This is a genomic window from Cronobacter turicensis, from assembly GCF_041222865.1.
Classification (GTDB): domain Bacteria; phylum Pseudomonadota; class Gammaproteobacteria; order Enterobacterales; family Enterobacteriaceae; genus Cronobacter; species Cronobacter turicensis.
On sequence record NZ_CP165997.1, the window covers coordinates 1,574,126 to 1,590,784 of the forward strand.

Below are 16,659 nucleotides of genomic sequence, written 5' to 3' on the forward strand. Positions count from 1 at the left end.
TTACGCTATGGATTCAAATGCTTAATTCTGCGTCAGTTTGCGGTTTCAATGCACCTGACCGCCTTCGGGAAAAGCGGTGGTCTCGCGCTGGCGCAGGCGCAACAGCGGATCCTGGCCGTAAAAGTGACAAAAGCGCTGCCACAACGACGGGAAGCGCGGCGCGAAAAGCTCTGGCGCGCTAAAGAAATATTCGGAGAGCACCGCGAAACACTCCGCCGGGTCGGTGGCGGCGTAGGCATCGATGCTGGCGGCGCTTTCACCCACCAGATCTATCTCATCCTGAATATTTTCCATCGCCGCGTGCAGGTCATGCTCCCAGCCAGCCACTTCGCGCAGGGCGATAAGCGGGATGCCGCTTGCACGATCGCCGTTACGCATATCGAGCTTATGCGCCACTTCGTGAATGATGAGATTAAAACCGGAGGCATCGAACGAATCCTGAATATCGAGCCAGTTGAGGATAATCGGCCCCTGCTGCCAGCTCTGACCGGACTGCACCACGCGCTGATTGTGCACCAGCCCGATATCATCTTCCCATTCATCATCCACCACGAACGGCGCGGGGTAAATCAGCACTTCGTGAAAGCCGTCCAGCCACTCGAAACCGAGCTCCAGCACCGGCAGACAGAAGAGCAGGGCGACACGGGTGCTTTTCAGTTCATCCAGCTCAAAGCCCTGTAACGGGACCAGCCGTTTTTGCTGTAAAAAACGCTCGCCGAGGCGCACCAGCTTTTGCTGCTGTTCGTCGCTCAGGCCCGCCAGTAACGGAATGGCAAGCGCCGCTTCCCAGGGAAGGGGCGCCAGTTCGGCGGTTTCATTTGCTTTCCAGGGCCACTTAATCATCTTATTGCTCGCAAACTCGTCACTTGAACAAAATCGAAGAGGCAGGGGCTGTTAAAATGCCAAAGATCCTGGCATCATGGCAACCTCAAGTACGGAGAGATGCCGGAGCGGCTGAACGGACCGGTCTCGAAAACCGGAGTAGGGGCAACTCTACCGGGGGTTCAAATCCCCCTCTCTCCGCCACTATTCAAGCACTTACCGCCTCGTTTTTCAGTGATAACAATCCCGTTGAGATAAATTGAGATTAATCGCGCCGTGAATTGTGCCCATGTTCTCGTCTCGACTGCGTGCTTTTTACCTTTCTTTGCATTATTTAGTGTGCCCTGGCGTGCTTTCTGTGCATGTGCCGTTCACCGGGCCGGGCTGTTCATAAGGTCGACCTGATAAGGCTATTCTGATATTTTTGGCTTTTCATAACAGGGAAAGCAATAAAGATGGCACTCATCAAAAACGTACTGGCGCTGACGACAGGTCTCCTGGCATGTAATGCGCTGGCCGCCGAAAAATATATTCCCTCATTATATAATTTCTCCGTGATGTACGATTTTAACCCGGTGCGAGGACACGTTAAAACGCTGACAACCACCGTGCGCAGTGAAACGGAAAATTTCAGTATTACGCTAACGCTGTCCCCGCAGGGTTGTATTGAACAATTCGAGCGCAGCGGTGACAGGGCTTATGGCAATATCGCGTTGAAGCGCCAGGGAAATGATTTAACAGGCACGTTTGATAACAGCCCGGTCAGCTATGTCTTCGATAACCAGTGCAATCTGGTCAGCATGACGGACAAATACGGCGTTAAAACGTTTAAGCTTAATAACGCGGGCCTGATTGAACAGACAATGGCTAACAGCGAAAAATTCTCTGCCTACCGCTATATTGCTGGCGACAGCTTTGCCGGAAGTGAGTATTACCTGAATGATAAGGTTGCCACCTATTCAGACGTGACGTATTCCGATATCAACAATAAGCCGCTCGATTTTAAAATGAAAACGGTATTTGGCCAGGAGTATACCGTTTATGGCGAAAGTACCTGTCTTTATGATGACCGGAAAGTCCCGCGCGAATGCACCGCCATCACGAAAAAAGTTCGTGATGATAAGGTTGCGCAAGAGAATCATTATTTCAGTAAAACCGCAGTAAGCTGGTATTAATTCACACTGGCGTTAATCCGCCTCCGGGCGGTTTTTTCTGCGTAAAAATGCGCGCCCGTTAAACAACAGCATATTTAACGGTTCCTGCTCTCGTCTTCAGAAAAGTGCCGTCAACGGCGTGATCGGGTCTATTCTTACCTCAACACGGCTGAAGATAAGCCCCGGAATTTTCAGGTTTGTCGTCCATGGGCTACCCCTGCGTGTAAAAAGGTGGGCCGGACGCGGTTTCTGATAAACTTCAGTACTATTAATGAGACGCGGGCAGGATACGCAGGAGGTGGCCGTCGTGCCTGAGAAAAAACAGTTTATCCGTATACTGGCGCTGGATACGCCGCTGGGCCGCAGCCTGGCCTTCTTTCTGTTTATTCTGCTGGCAGGAAGCATTGCGGCCAATGCGGTGACGCTGTATCTCTCCTGGGAGCGCACCGTTGAGGAGGCGGAGAGCAAGGCGATTAATTTATCGCTCTCCCAGGTACGGCAGGCGGATGACACTTTTTTACAGACGGAGCTGACCTTACAGGAGATCCGTCGCAACCTCGCCTATGGCTATCTTCCCGATCAGGAGCTTAATGCCTCGCTTGCCGAGCTGGAACAGCGCCTGCCGCAGCTCGACGGGCTGTTTATTTACGATGCGCGCGGCGCGTGGCGTAATAGTTCGTTCGCGCAGGCGCCCGATGAGGAAAACATGGCGGAGAGCAATGATTTTCTCTATCACAAGGATCATGGCTGGATGGGCGTACACATCGGACATGTCGTGCGCAGTAAAATCAGCGGCCAGCTGGTTATTCCGGTTTCTCTGCGCCTCAACGACATCACCGGCGGCTTCGCGGGCGTTGTGATGGCTACGGTGAAAATGGACTATTTCCGTCAGTTTTACAGCTATTTTGAACTGACCAATAACGACATTCTGGCGCTGCTGCTGGTGGATGGTAAACCGCTGTACATTCGCCCCTTTGATGAAAACGTGCTGAGTAAAGATCTCTCTGCCAGCCCGCTCTTTACGCAGGTGCTGTTGCGATCGCGGCAGGGAAGCGCCACCTGGCTCTCCGCGCTCGATCAGGTGGTCCGGATTTACGGGTTCGCACGCTCGACGCGTTATCCGATTGTCGTGGTGGCGGGGTATGACAAAGACAATCTGCGCGCGACCTGGCTTAAAAACAGTATTCCGGATTTACTCATCAATGGCGCGCTGCTGACTGCCATCATTCTGATGGGCATCGTGCTGTTCAGGCAGGTGAGGGTCAACATTCGCGACCGTAACGAGCTGGCGACGCTGCGTGACGAACTGGTCAAAATCAACCATACGCTGCACTCGATGGCGATGATCGACGGCCTGACGGGGCTTGCCAACCGGCGACGTTTTGATGCCTTCCTTGAACAGGCGCTGGCGGACTCCGCCGTGACCGGGCACCCCGTTTCGCTCATTCTTATCGATGTCGACTTTTTCAAACGCTATAACGATAACCGCGGTCATGTCGCCGGGGATGCCTGTTTACGCCGTATCGGCGGCGTGCTGCAACAGGCCTCTTTTAACCATGGCGATCTGGTGGCGCGCTACGGCGGCGAAGAGTTTGCGATTATTCTCTCAGAGACCGCCTCAGACGACGCGCTGCATGTGGCGGAAAAGGTGGTGCGGATGGTCAGAGAGCAGGCGTTGCCGCACCCGGATACCGAGCTGCCCGAAGGGGTGGTGACTATCAGCGCAGGCTGTTACAGCATGACGGCGGATGGCAGGATGGCGTGCCTGACCGAGCTTATCAAAGGGGCGGATGAGGCGCTGTATCAGGCCAAAAGCACCGGCCGCGACCGCGCGGTGCGTCTGCCCTGATGGAGGTGTTAGCCTGTCGCCTGCTGCATAAAGTGGATAAACGCTTCACAGGCGGACGACAGGCCTTTATGCGGCGCATAGATGAGCGAGAAAGGACGTGTTCGCCCACGGGTCTGGCGGAGGATCTCCGTCAGCAGGCCGTTTTCCATAAACGGGCGTGCGATAAAATCATACGTCTGGCAGATGCCCGCGCCGCTGACGGCAAGCGAGATAACGCCCAGAATGTCATCAGAGACCTGAATCTGCCCCTTCGGCGTCCACTCGACTGGCTTTTCCTCCTCACACAGGCTCCACTGCGCGACGCGTCCGCTGCTCGGCATAATAAACGGCAGGCAGCGATGATTTTCCAGATCCGCTCGCTGCTGCGGCTCGCCGTGCTGGCGCAGGTAGGACGGTGCGGCGACCAGACACAGCGGCGCCTCCTCCAGCTTACGCGCGACCAGGCGACTGTCCGGCAGCGTGCCCAGACGGATCGCCAGATCGTACCCCTCCGCCACTAAATCCACGTTACGGTTGGCGATGTTAAGCTCAACGGTAATGCCCGGATATTGCGCGGCGAAACGCGTCAACAGCGCCGGGAGCCGGTAATGTGCGTAGGTGGTCGGCGCGCTTAGCCTGACATGGCCCACCGTCTCGGCCCCACGCCCCTGGATATCGCGCTCGGCGCGTTCGAAAACGCTGAAGGCGCTGCACGCCTGTTCGTAATAGTGCCGCCCGGCCTGCGTCAGGCTGAGCTGGCGCGTGGTGCGCCTCACCAGTTGAACCCCAAGGCGCGTCTCAAGCCGCGTCAGCGCGCGGCTCAGCACCGATGCCGTCGTGCCCAGCGCCACTGCCGCCGCGGTGATCGAGCCTTTCTCAATTATCGTCACGAAGATTTCCACATCGCTGAGATGGGCAAAGCGTCGGCTCATTATGTCTCCTGAAGAACAAATGAATGTCTTTAGCGGTAGTTTATCCACTTTTAAGGAAACACTACAGTGTGCGCATAACGCAGGCGAGGCTTGCGAATCCACCGACATGAACAGGAGTACATCGTGAAAATCGTTCGTCATCTCGCGCTCGCCGCAGCGCTGGGCCTCTCTGCGTTGAACGCGCACGCCGCCAGCGTACTGGTGGTGCTGTCTGACGCTGACCATCTGGATCTCAAAGACGGTAAGGTGTTCCCGACGGGATTTTATCTGAATGAGCTGATGCAGCCGGTAAAACGTCTGCTGGACGCCGGGCATCAGGTCACGTTTGCCACGCCAAACGGGCTGGCACCGACGCTTGATAAATCCTCTGACGACAAAATGTATTTCAACAACGACGTCAACGCGTGGCGCACGCATCGCGCGCTACTCGATAAGCTCAGGCTCACTTCGCCTGTGTCTTCGCCGGTTATCAGCCTGGCGCGCGCCGCGCAGCGCGGCTACGGCGAGTTTGACGCTATCTACATTCCGGGCGGCCATGCGCCGATGCAGGATCTGCTGACCAGCCCGGCGCTCGGACAGGCGCTGGCCGCGTTCCATGCCGCCGGTAAGCCCACGGCGCTGGTCTGTCACGGCCCCATCGCGCTGCTCTCCACTTTGCCGGACGCCCCGGCGTTTACCCGACAACTGGCGGAAACGGGCCACGCTTCGGCGCAGCGCGACTGGATCTACGCGGGCTACCGGATGACGGTCATCAGCAATGCGGAAGAGGAGATAGCCAAAGGCCTGTTGCCGAAAGGCGGCGCGATGAAATTTTACCCGCAAACGGCGCTTGAGCAGGCAGGCGGAAAGTACAGCAGCAATAGCGAACCGTTCACGTCGCATATCGTGACGGATCGGGAACTGATCACCGGCCAGAACCCGGCTTCGGCGACGGCGGTAGCGCAGGCGCTACTGGAACGTCTCCACTAACCCCTGACGCACTGCATTAAGGAACCAAAATGGATCTGCAACTGAACCACAAAACGGCGATAGTGACGGCGGCGACGGCGGGCATTGGCCTTGCCATCGCCCGGACGCTGGCGCAGGAAGGCGCGGCGGTGACGATTACCGGCCGCGACCGAGAGAAGCTGGCCGAGGCGGTAGCGGCGATTGAAAGCGGGGCAAAAGGCGCCCGCGTTACCGGTGTGCTGGCGGATGTCAGCACGCCAGAAGGCGTCGCGACGCTGACCGCAAACCAGCCTGAGACGGATATTCTGATCAATAATCTCGGGTTTTATGAGGCGACGCCGTTTGCGGAGATCACCGACGAAGCGTGGCTACGGATGTTTGAGGTTAATGTGATGTCCGGGGTGCGGCTCTCCAGGCACTATTTCCCGCAGATGCTGGCGAAGAACCAGGGCCGCGTCATTTTTATTTCAAGCGAGGTGGGCGCGTTTACGCCGCCGGATATGGTGCACTACGGGATGAGTAAATCGGCGCAGCTTGCCGTGTCGCGCGGCATGGCGGAGTTAACCAAAGGCACCGGCGTGACGGTGAACAGCGTGCTGCCCTCAGCCACCCGCTCGGAAGGCATTATGGAATATCTGCGACAGACCGCGCCGCGGCCGGGTATGACCGACGCGCAGGTCGAAGCGAATTTCTTCGCCACGTATCGTCCGAGCTCGCTGATTGCGCGCATGATTGAAGCCGATGAGATAGCTGCGATGGTGGCGCTGCTGGCAAGCCCGCTGGGGGCGGCGTCGAACGGCGCGGCGGTACGCGTGGAAGGCGGTACCTACCGCTCGATTCTGTAATCACACGCGGGCTGAGCGTGGTTCCATAAGGCCCGCAGAGACTAAAAAACCCGCACCGGCGGGTTTTTTAGCGTCGCTTATTCGTTGACCAGCCACATATCGGCTTCGTCGAACATCTCTTCCAGCATCCGGTTCAGCTTTTCGCGATCGTTTTTAGTGGCGTCGGAATTCAGACCGTTGGCCTGCATTGGCTTAACACGCACGTCAGCATCCGGGAAGATGCGGTGTACGCGGCGGGTCAGCTCGGCCAGGATAATCTCACGCGCGCCGGGCAAGCCTGCGACATTGCGTTTGTCATAAACCAGTTCAACAAACATGGAAAACTCCACAGTATGGATATATATACAGTCCTGGCACACTATAGCGCCCGTATGACGTCCGGTAAAGTGGAGAGTGAAGGCGCGCGCGAAGATGCGTGAAAAATAAAAAGGCCCGCGCGCGGCGGGCCTGAAAGGGGAGATGCGTTACGCGTCAGAACTGATACACCATGCCGATACCGACGATGTCATCGGTCGCAATGCCGTTGTCTTTGTAGAAGTCGTCGTCTTCATCCAGCAGGTTGATTTTGTAATCAACATAGGTCAGGAAGTTTTTGTTGAGATACCAGCTGGCGCCGATATCCGCGTATTTGACCAGATCGTTGTCCTGGTACTTCCCGGCATGCCACAGGTCTTTGCCGCGGGACTGCAGGTACGCCAGCGACGGACGCAGGCCGAAATCAAACTGGTACTGCGCCACGATTTCGATGTTCTGCGTTTTGTTGGCGATGCCATCGCCGTCGCCATACGGCGTCATGTTGCGGGTTTCGGCATAGGTGGCGGCGAGATAGATATCGTTAGCGTCATATTTCAGACCGGCGGCCCACGCATCGGCGCGATCGCCGCCTGCGACGATAGAATCGCCACGGCCATAGTTGACCTGTTTGGTGGTACGATCGGCGCTGGAGTAAGCGGCTGATGCGCTAAAGCCCATGCCGAAATCGTAAGTGGTGGACAGACCGAAGCCGTCGCCGTTCTGGGTCTGGATACCGTGACCGCCCGCGGTGCCTTCGTTGCCGTTGCCGTCGTCTTCGTTATTGCCCTGGTATTGCAGCGCGAAGTTAAGCCCATCGACCATGCCGAAGAAATCGGTGTTGCGATACGTCGCCATACCATTACCGCGACCCACCATGTAGTTGTCGCTGTAAGTATAGGAGTCGCCGCCGAACACCGGCAGCATATCGGTCCAGGCTTCGACGTCGTAAATCACGCCATAGTTACGGCCGTAATCGAAAGAGCCGTAATCGCCATATTTCAGGCCTGCGAAAGCGAGTTTGTTATAGGAGGTGTTGCTGTCCTCCGGGCTGTTGGCCATGATTTTGTAGTTCCACATGCCATAGCCGGTCAGTTCCGTGCTGATTTGGGTTTCGCCTTTAAAGCCAAACTCGATATAGGTGCCATCGCCGTCGTCGCCCGGGTTATCGGAAAACGTATGACGCGCGTCAACTTTACCAAACAGATCAAGTTTATTGCCGTCTTTATTATAAATCTCTGCAGCATTGGCAGCGCCTGCGAATAATAATGCGGGTACAACAAGAGCCAGTACTTTTCTTTTCATTATTAATTTCCTTATCGTCATAAATAATATCAATGAATGGTGTAAATGAATGACGTGGCGGAAGGGTGTCCGCGGCACGCATATTAGCAGAATGAAAAATCGCCACAAAAGTTATTTTCCTGTGCGTGTCGTCGTTTTATTTTCTGTATTCGTCGGGGTTATTGTATCGTTTTAATTATTATTTATATCTATTTATTAAGCCGATGCAGAAAATGACGGCCGATAATAAACCTGTCCGGGGAAATCTGGCGACGCGCGCAGGGCCTGCGTTTGCGCACGATAAATGGCTGCCGCGAAACGCTCTGTTAATCCGCCCGTCGTTAACATATCATTCCCCTGTGAATTATTATCAGGATAACGAATTTTCGGAAAATATAGCGGTATTAAATCCATTAAAAAATGCCGAAAAAAGTCTGGTTTCGGCGTGGAGAATATTTATTTCCCGCCAATGAATGGCGGTAAGCACGTTGAATAACAGCCAGCTTTAATTGCAAAATATTTGTTAAGTGAATATATAAACGGCCCCGCACGTGGCGAACAGCCAGAAATCACCGGCAGCGCTGCGCCGTGGAAAAATCGACTCGCGCAAAAGCGTGCAAAGCGTGCTAATTTTGTGATCTGCATTACAGAAATAAACCGGGTTGACCCGCGCACAAGGAGCCTTTATGTCGCTAACCCACTGGCAGCAGCGTTTTGACGACTGGCTGCATCAAAGCTGGAATCAGGACGATAAAGCACATGATGTCGCGCACTTTCGCCGCGTCTGGAATACGGCCCAGCAGATCATGGCAGGCAGCGAAGCCAACCGCCTGGTGGTGCTGACCGCCTGTTACTTCCACGATATTGTTAATCTTCCCAAGAATCATCCGCAGCGCCATCTGGCGTCGACGCTTGCCGCCCAGGAGACGCTGCGCATTCTGGAAACTCACTTTCCCGATTTCCCCCGCGACGCGTATGACGATGTGGCCCATGCGGTGCGGGCGCACAGCTTCAGCGCCGGGATAGCCCCCACGACGCTTGAGGCGAAAATCGTCCAGGACGCCGACCGTCTGGAGTCGCTCGGGGCCATCGGACTGGCGCGGGTCTTTTATGTCTCCGGCGCGCTGGGCAGGGCGCTGTTTGACAGTGAGGATCCGCTCGCTGAAGATCGTGAGCTTGACGACACCGCCTGGGCGCTTGATCACTTCCAGAAAAAACTGCTGACGTTGCCTGCCACCATGCAAACTGAGGCGGGCAGGGCGCTGGCGCGCCATAACGCCGATTTTCTCGTTCACTACATGGCTAAGCTTTGCGCCGAGCTGAAAGGCGATTTTTGCCAGCTTGATGAAGAGGTGTTGCGGCGCTTTATTCAGGTCACGCCTTAACCGCAGCCCCGCGCGAAAGTGTGTTACTCTGTCAGATATCGGTTTTGTATGGCGAAGGTAATGCTCGACAATCACTCTGTTACTGAGGATGTACTGGCAGGCGCGGATCTTAACGCCGCCCCTGCGCTGAGCGCGCATGCGCTGCTGCAAAAAGTGCTGGAGATTTACGACACCAAAACGCTGGTGGCTATCTTAAATGACGCAGGCGAAAAACGCTGGAGCCGCGCCAGGCTGAAACGCCAGCAGCTCATCGCGGGCGGCGCGCGCCTTGGCGCCGAAGAGTATCGCCGTCTTCTTGCGCTGCTCCCCACGCCGCCGCGCCATCATCCGAACTACGCCTTTCGCTTTATCGATCTCTTTGCCGGTATCGGCGGCATCCGCAGCGGCTTTGAAGCCGCGGGCGGTCAGTGCGTGTTTACCAGTGAATGGAACAAACACGCGGTGCGCACCTATAAAGCTAACTGGTATTGCGACCCGCAACTGCACCAGTTCAATGAAGACATCCGCGATGTCACGCTAAGCCACAAGCCCGAGGTGAGCGACGAGGCCGCCGCCGACCACATCCGCGCGTGCATTCCGCCGCATGACGTTCTGCTGGCGGGCTTTCCGTGTCAGCCGTTTTCGCTGGCGGGCGTCTCGAAGAAAAATGCGCTGGGCCGCGCGCACGGTTTCGCCTGTGAAACCCAGGGCACGCTCTTTTTCGACGTGGTGCGTATTATCGCCGCGCGTCAGCCCGCGATCTTCGTGCTGGAGAACGTCAAAAACCTCAAGAGTCACGACAAAGGCATTACCTTTCGAATCATCATGCAGACGCTGGATGAACTGGGCTATGAAGTGGCGGACGCCGCCGAGATGGGCCCGGACGATCCGAAAATTATCGACGGCAAACATTTCCTGCCCCAGCACCGCGAGCGCATCGTGCTGGTGGGCTTTCGTCGCGATCTCAACCTGCACGACGGCTTTACGCTGCGCGCGCTGCCTGAGCTCTACCCGGCGCGACGCCCGGCGTTTGGCGAGCTGCTCGACCCGACCGTCGACGCGCGCTATGTGCTGACGCCGACGCTGTGGAAATATCTCTACCGCTACGCCCAGAAGCATCAGGCGAAGGGCAACGGCTTCGGCTATGGCCTGGTGGACCCGCAAAACCCCGCCAGCGTGGCGCGCACCCTCTCGGCGCGCTATTACAAAGATGGCGCGGAAATTTTAATCGACCGCGGCTGGGATAAAGCGCTGGGCGAGCAGGATTTTGATGATGCGACCAACCAGCAGCGCCGTCCGCGCCGCCTGACGCCGCGCGAATGCGCGCGGCTGATGGGTTTTGAAGCGCCGCAGAGCCACGCGTTTCGCATTCCGGTTTCCGATACTCAGGCCTATCGCCAGTTCGGCAACTCGGTCGTGGTGCCCGCCTTTGCCGCCGTCGCCCAGCTACTGCGCCCGCGCATCGCGCAGGCGGTGCGTCAGCGTCTGGAGAAGACCGATGGCGGACGTTCATAGCAAGGCCATTCGTAGTAAAAATATGCGCGCCATCGCCACGCGCGATACCGCCATTGAAAAGCGGCTCGGCGCGCTGCTCACAGAACAAGGCTTTACCTTTCGCGTACAGGACGCCGCGCTCGCCGGACGTCCTGATTTTGTGCTCGACGACTACCGCTGCGTCATTTTCACCCACGGCTGTTTCTGGCATCACCACCACTGTTATCTCTTTAAAGTGCCCGCTACCCGCACCGATTTCTGGCTCGATAAAATTGGCAAAAACGTGGCGCGCGATAAGCGCGACGTGGCGACCCTGTTAAACGAGGGCTGGCGCGTGCTGTTAGTCTGGGAGTGCGCGTTGCGGGGCCGCGAAAAGCTCTCTGACGAGGCGCTTGCCGAACGGCTGGAAGAGTGGATTTGCAGCGGCGGGGCGCATGCCGAAATAGACATTCAGGGCATTCACGCCCTTGACGGCGAGCCGCCTGCGCCGCCCGCCGGTTAAGGTTTACTTCTGAACGTCACAGGGCGTAATGACCGGTTTGGCCGGCAGCAGATATTTACCGAGCGTCACCAGCAGTACCGCCACAATGATTACGCCCAGCGCCATCCATTCAATCTGTGACAGGCTTTCCCCGCCAAAACCGGTGCCGAGCAGCACCGCCACGACCGGGTTGACATAGGCGTAGCTGGTGGCCACCGCAGGCGAGACGTTACGGATAAGGTACATATAGGCGTTAATGGCGATAACCGAACCGAATAGCGCCAGATAGCCCACCGCCAGAAAGCCGGAGAGGTCGGGCATCGCAGTCATCCGTTCGCCGGTCAGCAGCGACGCCGCCATCAGCACCAGCCCCGCCGCCAGCATCTCAATGGCGCCCGCCATCATGCCGGTCGGCAGTTCGATACGCGAGCCGTAGACCGAGCCGAACGCCCAGCTTAACGAGCCAATCAGAATCAACAGCGCCCCCCAGGGGTTGCCGTTCAGGTTGCCGCCGCTGTTTAACAGCACGATGCCTGCAAGGCCGATGGCGACGCCCAGCCACTCCAGCTTGCGGGTCTGGATGCCGAAGAAACGGCTGAAAATGAGGGCGAAGAGCGGCACGGTCGCGACCATCACGGCGGCGATGCCTGACGGCACATGCTGATGCTCAGCGACCGTCACAAAGCCGTTGCCGACGGCCAGCAGAAGAACGCCAATCAGCGCCGCGTTCAGCATCGGGCGCCGCGCCGGGAGTTTATGGCCGGTCGCCAGCAGATACGTCAATAGCAGGACGCCCGCGCACAGAAAGCGCACGCCCGCCATCATAAACGGCGGCCAGCTTTTCACGCCGACGGCAATAGCAAAATAGGTGGAACCCCAGATGATATACAGCGCGAACAGCGCGCCCAACAGCGGTAAAACTCGACCGAAACGCATACGCCCTCACGACGCGAAATAAAGAACGCTTATAGTGAACGATAAAATTATTGCCGAGGCGAGGTTTTTAATTGTTTCACTTAGGTTAATTTTGCGTTGACAGAAGGTGGTAGTTTCGGGGCCACGGCTTTTGCTCCATACTTAACACTCCAGAATCACAACACGAAGGAATGAAATTTTGGCCGGAAGTAGTTTATTAACGCTGCTGGATGATATCGCCACCTTACTTGACGATATCTCAATGATGGGAAAACTCGCGGCAAAAAAGACCGCAGGCGTACTGGGCGACGATCTCTCGCTTAACGCTCAGCAGGTGACCGGGGTACGCGCCAACCGCGAGCTGCCGGTGGTCTGGGCGGTGGCGAAAGGTTCGCTGCTCAATAAACTGATTCTGGTGCCGCTCGCGCTTATCATCAGCGCCTTCGCGCCCTGGGCGATTACGCCGCTGCTGATGGTCGGCGGCGCGTTTCTGTGCTTCGAAGGCGTGGAAAAGGTGGTGCACAGCCTGCACGCGCGTAAACATAAAGAGACGCCGGAGCAGAAGCAGCAGCGTCTTAACGACATCGCAAAACAAGACCCTAAACTCTACGAGCGCGATAAAGTGAAAGGCGCGGTGCGCACCGATTTTATCCTCTCGGCGGAAATCGTCGCCATTACGCTTGGCATCGTGGCCGAAGCGCCGCTGTTAAACCAGGTGCTGGTGCTGAGCGGGATAGCCATTCTCGTGACGCTCGGCGTGTATGGCATCGTCGGGGTTATCGTGAAGCTTGACGATATGGGCTACTGGCTGGCGGATAAGCGCTCGGCGCTGGCGCGCGGCGTCGGCAAAGGGCTGTTGGTCACGGCGCCGTGGCTGATGAAGGCGCTCTCGATCCTCGGCACAGTGGCGATGTTCCTGGTAGGTGGCGGCATTGTGGTGCATGGTATCGCGCCGCTGCATCACGCCATTGAATACTGGGCGCAGGGTCTCGGCGGTATTGGCGCGGCGGTGATGCCCACCGTGCTGAATCTGGTGCTCGGTTTTATCATCGGCGCCCTTGTGCTCGCGGTTGTTTCGCTTATCGGACGGCTGCGCCGCAAACCGGCGCACTGAGAATAGTCCTGAAATTTGCGGCGTGACAGGCGAAAATCGCGCGCGTTGACTATCTTCTGGATGTTTTCACACTGATAAAGGAGGCAGTCATGGTCTTTTTAGTCAGCGATGAAGTCCAGCGCAAAAAGAGTGGTCAACGCATGGTTGTGACCGGTTATTCGAGCGGCATGGTGGAATGCCGCTGGTATGACGGGTACGGCGTGCAGCGGGAGGCGTTTCGTGAAGACGAACTCCTTCCGGGCGAAAGGAAGTCTCGCGAAGAACGTCGTTAACATAACGCCCGGCCACTGCGCCGGGCGTTTTCTTTCCTTCCCCATCCTGTAACAGATCAACGACATCCTTTCACGTTTCAGGCGACAATCCGTAAAAAACCGGCCACACTTTTAATATCCGCGCCGCCTGGTATTATCTGAGCCGCCCGATCTTCACTCAACCTCAACGAGTCGAGCCTTTATCAGTACAGGGAGTCTGACGTGCCTGACAAGATACTCATCAGCCGCTGGCGGACCAAAAACCCCATACGGGTCGTCAACTTCTGTTTTTGCGTCGTATTTATCTTCTCCACGCTGCTGACATGGCGTGAGGGGGTGATTTTGCAGGATGCGTTTATCTCCTCGCAGCGCAACCAGCTTGACAGTATCGCCACGGCGATGGACCGCAATCTGCAATACAGCGTTGATAAACTGCTGTTCTATCGCGCCGGTATGCGCTATGCCATGCACAATCTGCTGGAGGGCCCGCAGACCGACGCCGTGATGGCAGGCTTCAACGCGGATCGCCACAAGCGTGAATGGATGCTGCCTACGGGGCGCGATCTGGCGCCGGAGATACAGGGCGTGTCGGATGCGTTTATCGCCCAGAGTACGCTGCTTGAGCGCGACGAGGCGCTGTTATACAACGAACTGAATGCCACGCTGGCGCTCGGCCATATGCTGAGTATCGCCGATGCCCGTAGCGAGCGCCCGGAAGTGCGTACCTTCTATGTCTCGCGCGCCGGGTTTTACCTCACCAATCTGCCGTTTTTCGGCCACGGAAGCATTCCGGAGCTCTATTATCAGCAGGTCAGCAGCCGCTGGTTTCTCGATCAATCTTTGCGGCGCAATCCGGGACGCGGCGTGCGCTGGCTGCACGGGCGCGATCTCAGCATGCCGTCCGGTCAGCGCGTTACCGCCAGTATTCCGCTGGATGATAACGGCCGCTGGTTTGGCGTGCTGGCGATGGATTTCCCTATCCCTGCGATGCGTGATTTCCTGCAAAACGCGCTTAATGACGACGACAGCGGCGGCGAGATCCTGCTGTTCGATCGCCAGCTCAGCCCCATCACCACCACCTCGTCCCGCAACGACACCGCGCTGCACTTCACGGCGCAGGATAAAGCGGCGCTGGCGCGCCAGATGGAGCTTGCTAATGAGGGCGACGCGCGCATGGATACCCGTTTTATCGCCTGGGCAAAGCTCGACTATTTCGACGGCGTACTGGTGAAAGTCACCACGGTGTCCCAAAGCGCGGAAGGGAAATTCGGCAAGGTGGCGATGGTGCTCGGCCTGCTGTGGCTGCTCTTTACCGCCATGCTGTTTATCTCCTGGCGAGTGATTGTCGGGATGGTGCGCAATATGCTTACCATGCAGCGTTCGCTGAAGTGGCGCGCCTGGTACGATACGCTCACCCGGCTCTATAACCGCGGCGCGTTCTTTGAGCGCGCGCGTCTGGCCGCGAAGACATGCGACGCGCAGCAGGCGCCGTTCTCGGTTATCCAGCTCGATCTCGATCACTTCAAGAGCATCAACGACCGCTACGGCCATCAGGCGGGGGATAAGGTGCTGACATGGGCGGCGGGGATGTTAAGCCGTTCGCTGCGCGCGGAAGATATTGCCGGGCGCGTCGGCGGCGAAGAGTTCTGCATTATCCTGCCGGGTACGCCCTCGGAAGGCGCGCGGCAGGTGGCTGAGCGGATACGCCAGCGTATTAACAGCCAGGAGATTCTGGTGCGCCCGGACACCACCATTCGCATCAGCGTGTCCGTCGGCATCAGCGAGGCGTTACGAGACGGCGATTACGATTTCGAGCATCTGCAATCAATAGCCGATCGCCGGCTGTATCTTGCCAAGCAGCGCGGGCGCAACCTGGTGTGCGACGAAGGGTAGGGCTTACGCCTTACCCAGAAAGTGATCGAGCCCCTCGCGAAACCCCGCGGGGCCGCTTTCCTGGGTGCGAAAGACACGCTGCGGCTCATCCTGCTTTAGCGTGACGCCCTGACGGTTAAGGCCCTTCACCACCACCGCGAAATCGACGTTATCCAGCAGCGAGGCGTCGTCCGGCCCGTCGCCGAGCCCAAGCGTGGTGCGCAGTGTGCCTTCGCGCTTGCGGTATTGCTCCTTAAGCCAGTTCACCGCCTGGCCTTTGCCGCCGCGCGCGTCCAGCACATGCCAGAAACGACCGCCCTCAATCATCATCAAACCGAGCGCCTCAAGGCTTGCGGTAAAGCGCGCCAGGTTGTCGTCGCTGTCGCGCCAGATAACCGTCTCTGAAGCCTCCAGCAGCTTCGCCATCGCCGCGAGTTTCGGGTTAAGTCCGGTCCATTCGGCAATGGTTTTCTCGTCGACATCGCTGAAGCAGAAAAGCTTATAGCCATGTTCGTCGCGCAGGCGATTGATCACCGCGAGAATATCGTCATGAGGAATGCCATTCAGCAGGCGAGGGAAATCGGGGTTATCTTCCCAGCGGGCGTCGAGCTGAATAATCGCGCCGTTCTCGGCGATAAACGGCTGCCCGGAGAGCCCCAGCGCGTCCTGTAATGCGACGATCTCCGCTGCGGTTTTGGTGCTGGAGAGAATAACCGGCACCTGATGGTCGATAAGGCGCGTTAGCCACGCCTGCGCGGGCTCCCACTCATGCGTGTTCGGGTCAAGCAGCGTGCCGTCAAGGTCGGTGATCACCAGCAAATCGTCATTCAGATGCGCCATGTTGGCTCCTTTTTATGCGCTGCCGACTACGCGGCTGACCAGGAATAATCTCAATTAATCGGCCTCGTTTGCAGGGTTATTTCGGGATCGGTTCCATGGAAGGCGCGCGGTTATTGGCTCGCAGTGAATATATCTTCGCATAATATTAGCAGTGTATTATTCACCAAGAGAATATATCCTTGTGCCACAAAAATTTTGCGGTATGTTGTTCATCGACATCAGTT

16 protein-coding genes and 1 tRNA gene are annotated in these 16,659 nt (G+C 57.2%); 11 read left to right on the forward strand and 6 right to left on the reverse strand.

Annotation, left to right across the window (positions count from 1 at the left end):
• Window positions 1-45 precede the first annotated feature (45 nt).
• Window positions 46-843 (reverse strand): DgsA anti-repressor MtfA, encoded by a 798-nt coding sequence (gene mtfA, locus AB8W27_RS07495; RefSeq protein ID WP_041923713.1) that lies wholly within the window; start codon window positions 841-843, stop codon window positions 46-48.
• Between the two features lie 93 nt (window positions 844-936).
• Here mtfA and AB8W27_RS07500 point away from each other — a divergent pair.
• The 3 genes from AB8W27_RS07500 (at window position 937) to AB8W27_RS07510 (ending at window position 3,825) form a co-directional block, all read left to right on the forward strand.
• A tRNA-Ser gene (locus AB8W27_RS07500) sits at window positions 937-1,026 on the forward strand.
• A gap of 251 nt (window positions 1,027-1,277) precedes the next feature.
• On the forward strand, window positions 1,278-1,997 hold the full coding sequence (locus tag AB8W27_RS07505) for a YnfC family lipoprotein (RefSeq protein ID WP_015741732.1): 720 nt from the start codon (window positions 1,278-1,280) through the stop codon (window positions 1,995-1,997).
• Window positions 1,998-2,283: 286 nt separating this feature from the next.
• Complete coding sequence (locus AB8W27_RS07510) at window positions 2,284-3,825, forward strand: sensor domain-containing diguanylate cyclase (RefSeq protein ID WP_041924184.1); 1,542 nt, start codon at window positions 2,284-2,286, stop codon at window positions 3,823-3,825.
• 8 nt (window positions 3,826-3,833) lie between these two features.
• Here AB8W27_RS07510 and AB8W27_RS07515 read toward each other — a convergent pair whose 3' ends face one another.
• Complete coding sequence (locus tag AB8W27_RS07515) at window positions 3,834-4,736, reverse strand: LysR family transcriptional regulator (RefSeq protein ID WP_041923712.1); 903 nt, start codon at window positions 4,734-4,736, stop codon at window positions 3,834-3,836.
• Between the two features lie 123 nt (window positions 4,737-4,859).
• On the opposite strand from AB8W27_RS07515, the gene AB8W27_RS07520 reads away from it, so the two are divergent.
• Window positions 4,860-5,705 (forward strand): type 1 glutamine amidotransferase domain-containing protein, encoded by an 846-nt coding sequence (locus AB8W27_RS07520; RefSeq protein ID WP_041923711.1) that lies wholly within the window; start codon window positions 4,860-4,862, stop codon window positions 5,703-5,705.
• Between the two features lie 29 nt (window positions 5,706-5,734).
• On the forward strand, window positions 5,735-6,529 hold the full coding sequence (locus tag AB8W27_RS07525) for an SDR family NAD(P)-dependent oxidoreductase (RefSeq protein WP_015741728.1): 795 nt from the start codon (window positions 5,735-5,737) through the stop codon (window positions 6,527-6,529).
• Between the two features lie 77 nt (window positions 6,530-6,606).
• Here the strand turns inward: AB8W27_RS07525 and AB8W27_RS07530 are convergent, their stop codons facing one another.
• Window positions 6,607-6,846 (reverse strand): DinI family protein, encoded by a 240-nt coding sequence (locus AB8W27_RS07530; protein ID WP_007699307.1) that lies wholly within the window; start codon window positions 6,844-6,846, stop codon window positions 6,607-6,609.
• 154 nt (window positions 6,847-7,000) lie between these two features.
• A complete protein-coding gene (gene ompC / locus AB8W27_RS07535; protein ID WP_041923710.1) occupies window positions 7,001-8,125 on the reverse strand; it encodes a porin OmpC in 1,125 nt (374 codons plus the stop codon).
• A 665-nt stretch (window positions 8,126-8,790) separates the two neighbouring features.
• Between ompC and AB8W27_RS07540 the strand changes: the two genes are divergently transcribed.
• Genes AB8W27_RS07540 through AB8W27_RS07550 form a run of 3 tightly spaced genes read left to right on the forward strand, consistent with a single transcriptional unit; the run spans window position 8,791 to window position 11,464 of the window.
• On the forward strand, window positions 8,791-9,489 hold the full coding sequence (locus AB8W27_RS07540; protein ID WP_041923709.1) for a phosphohydrolase: 699 nt from the start codon (window positions 8,791-8,793) through the stop codon (window positions 9,487-9,489).
• A gap of 60 nt (window positions 9,490-9,549) precedes the next feature.
• Window positions 9,550-10,983, forward strand: a complete 1,434-nt coding sequence (locus tag AB8W27_RS07545) for a DNA cytosine methyltransferase (protein ID WP_081469649.1) — start codon at window positions 9,550-9,552, stop codon at window positions 10,981-10,983.
• Window positions 10,967-11,464 carry a very short patch repair endonuclease gene (locus AB8W27_RS07550; RefSeq protein ID WP_041923707.1) on the forward strand — a complete coding sequence of 166 codons (498 nt, stop codon included), beginning with the start codon at window positions 10,967-10,969 and terminating at the stop codon, window positions 11,462-11,464. The genes AB8W27_RS07545 and AB8W27_RS07550 overlap by 17 nt, the downstream gene beginning before the upstream one ends.
• Window positions 11,465-11,467: 3 nt before the next feature.
• Here the strand turns inward: AB8W27_RS07550 and yedA are convergent, their stop codons facing one another.
• Window positions 11,468-12,379: a drug/metabolite exporter YedA gene (yedA, locus tag AB8W27_RS07555; protein WP_015741722.1), complete on the reverse strand. Its 912-nt coding sequence runs from the start codon at window positions 12,377-12,379 to the stop codon at window positions 11,468-11,470.
• Window positions 12,380-12,557: 178 nt separating this feature from the next.
• Here yedA and AB8W27_RS07560 point away from each other — a divergent pair, with 178 nt between their 5' ends.
• From AB8W27_RS07560 to dgcQ, 3 genes are all read left to right on the forward strand, one after another.
• A complete protein-coding gene (locus AB8W27_RS07560; protein ID WP_041923706.1) occupies window positions 12,558-13,472 on the forward strand; it encodes a DUF808 domain-containing protein in 915 nt (304 codons plus the stop codon).
• Window positions 13,473-13,561: 89 nt separating this feature from the next.
• Window positions 13,562-13,744, forward strand: coding sequence for a YodC family protein (locus tag AB8W27_RS07565; RefSeq protein WP_007769259.1), 183 nt, complete (start codon window positions 13,562-13,564; stop codon window positions 13,742-13,744).
• 201 nt (window positions 13,745-13,945) lie between these two features.
• The gene (gene dgcQ / locus AB8W27_RS07570; RefSeq protein ID WP_041923705.1) at window positions 13,946-15,616 is read left to right on the forward strand and encodes a cellulose biosynthesis regulator diguanylate cyclase DgcQ; all 1,671 of its coding nucleotides are present in this window, start codon (window positions 13,946-13,948) and stop codon (window positions 15,614-15,616) included.
• A 3-nt stretch (window positions 15,617-15,619) separates the two neighbouring features.
• On the opposite strand, the gene AB8W27_RS07575 is transcribed toward dgcQ, so the two are convergent.
• The gene (locus AB8W27_RS07575; RefSeq protein ID WP_015741719.1) at window positions 15,620-16,435 is read right to left on the reverse strand and encodes a mannosyl-3-phosphoglycerate phosphatase-related protein; all 816 of its coding nucleotides are present in this window, start codon (window positions 16,433-16,435) and stop codon (window positions 15,620-15,622) included.
• Window positions 16,436-16,659: the final 224 nt, after the last annotated feature.

What these genes read in the sequence shown, in the direction of transcription:
- mtfA (WP_041923713.1), bottom strand. Translation starts at nt 843, where the DNA reads ATGATTAAGTGGCCCTGGAAAGCAAATGAAACCGCCGAACTGGCGCCC.
- AB8W27_RS07505 (WP_015741732.1), top strand. Translation starts at nt 1,278, where the DNA reads ATGGCACTCATCAAAAACGTACTGGCGCTGACGACAGGTCTCCTGGCA.
- AB8W27_RS07515 (WP_041923712.1), bottom strand. Translation starts at nt 4,736, where the DNA reads ATGAGCCGACGCTTTGCCCATCTCAGCGATGTGGAAATCTTCGTGACG.
- AB8W27_RS07525 (WP_015741728.1), top strand. Translation starts at nt 5,735, where the DNA reads ATGGATCTGCAACTGAACCACAAAACGGCGATAGTGACGGCGGCGACG.
- AB8W27_RS07530 (WP_007699307.1), bottom strand. Translation starts at nt 6,846, where the DNA reads ATGTTTGTTGAACTGGTTTATGACAAACGCAATGTCGCAGGCTTGCCC.
- ompC (WP_041923710.1), bottom strand. Translation starts at nt 8,125, where the DNA reads ATGAAAAGAAAAGTACTGGCTCTTGTTGTACCCGCATTATTATTCGCA.
- AB8W27_RS07540 (WP_041923709.1), top strand. Translation starts at nt 8,791, where the DNA reads ATGTCGCTAACCCACTGGCAGCAGCGTTTTGACGACTGGCTGCATCAA.
- AB8W27_RS07545 (WP_081469649.1), top strand. Translation starts at nt 9,550, where the DNA reads ATGCTCGACAATCACTCTGTTACTGAGGATGTACTGGCAGGCGCGGAT.
- AB8W27_RS07550 (WP_041923707.1), top strand. Translation starts at nt 10,967, where the DNA reads ATGGCGGACGTTCATAGCAAGGCCATTCGTAGTAAAAATATGCGCGCC.
- yedA (WP_015741722.1), bottom strand. Translation starts at nt 12,379, where the DNA reads ATGCGTTTCGGTCGAGTTTTACCGCTGTTGGGCGCGCTGTTCGCGCTG.
- AB8W27_RS07565 (WP_007769259.1), top strand. Translation starts at nt 13,562, where the DNA reads ATGGTCTTTTTAGTCAGCGATGAAGTCCAGCGCAAAAAGAGTGGTCAA.
- AB8W27_RS07575 (WP_015741719.1), bottom strand. Translation starts at nt 16,435, where the DNA reads ATGGCGCATCTGAATGACGATTTGCTGGTGATCACCGACCTTGACGGC.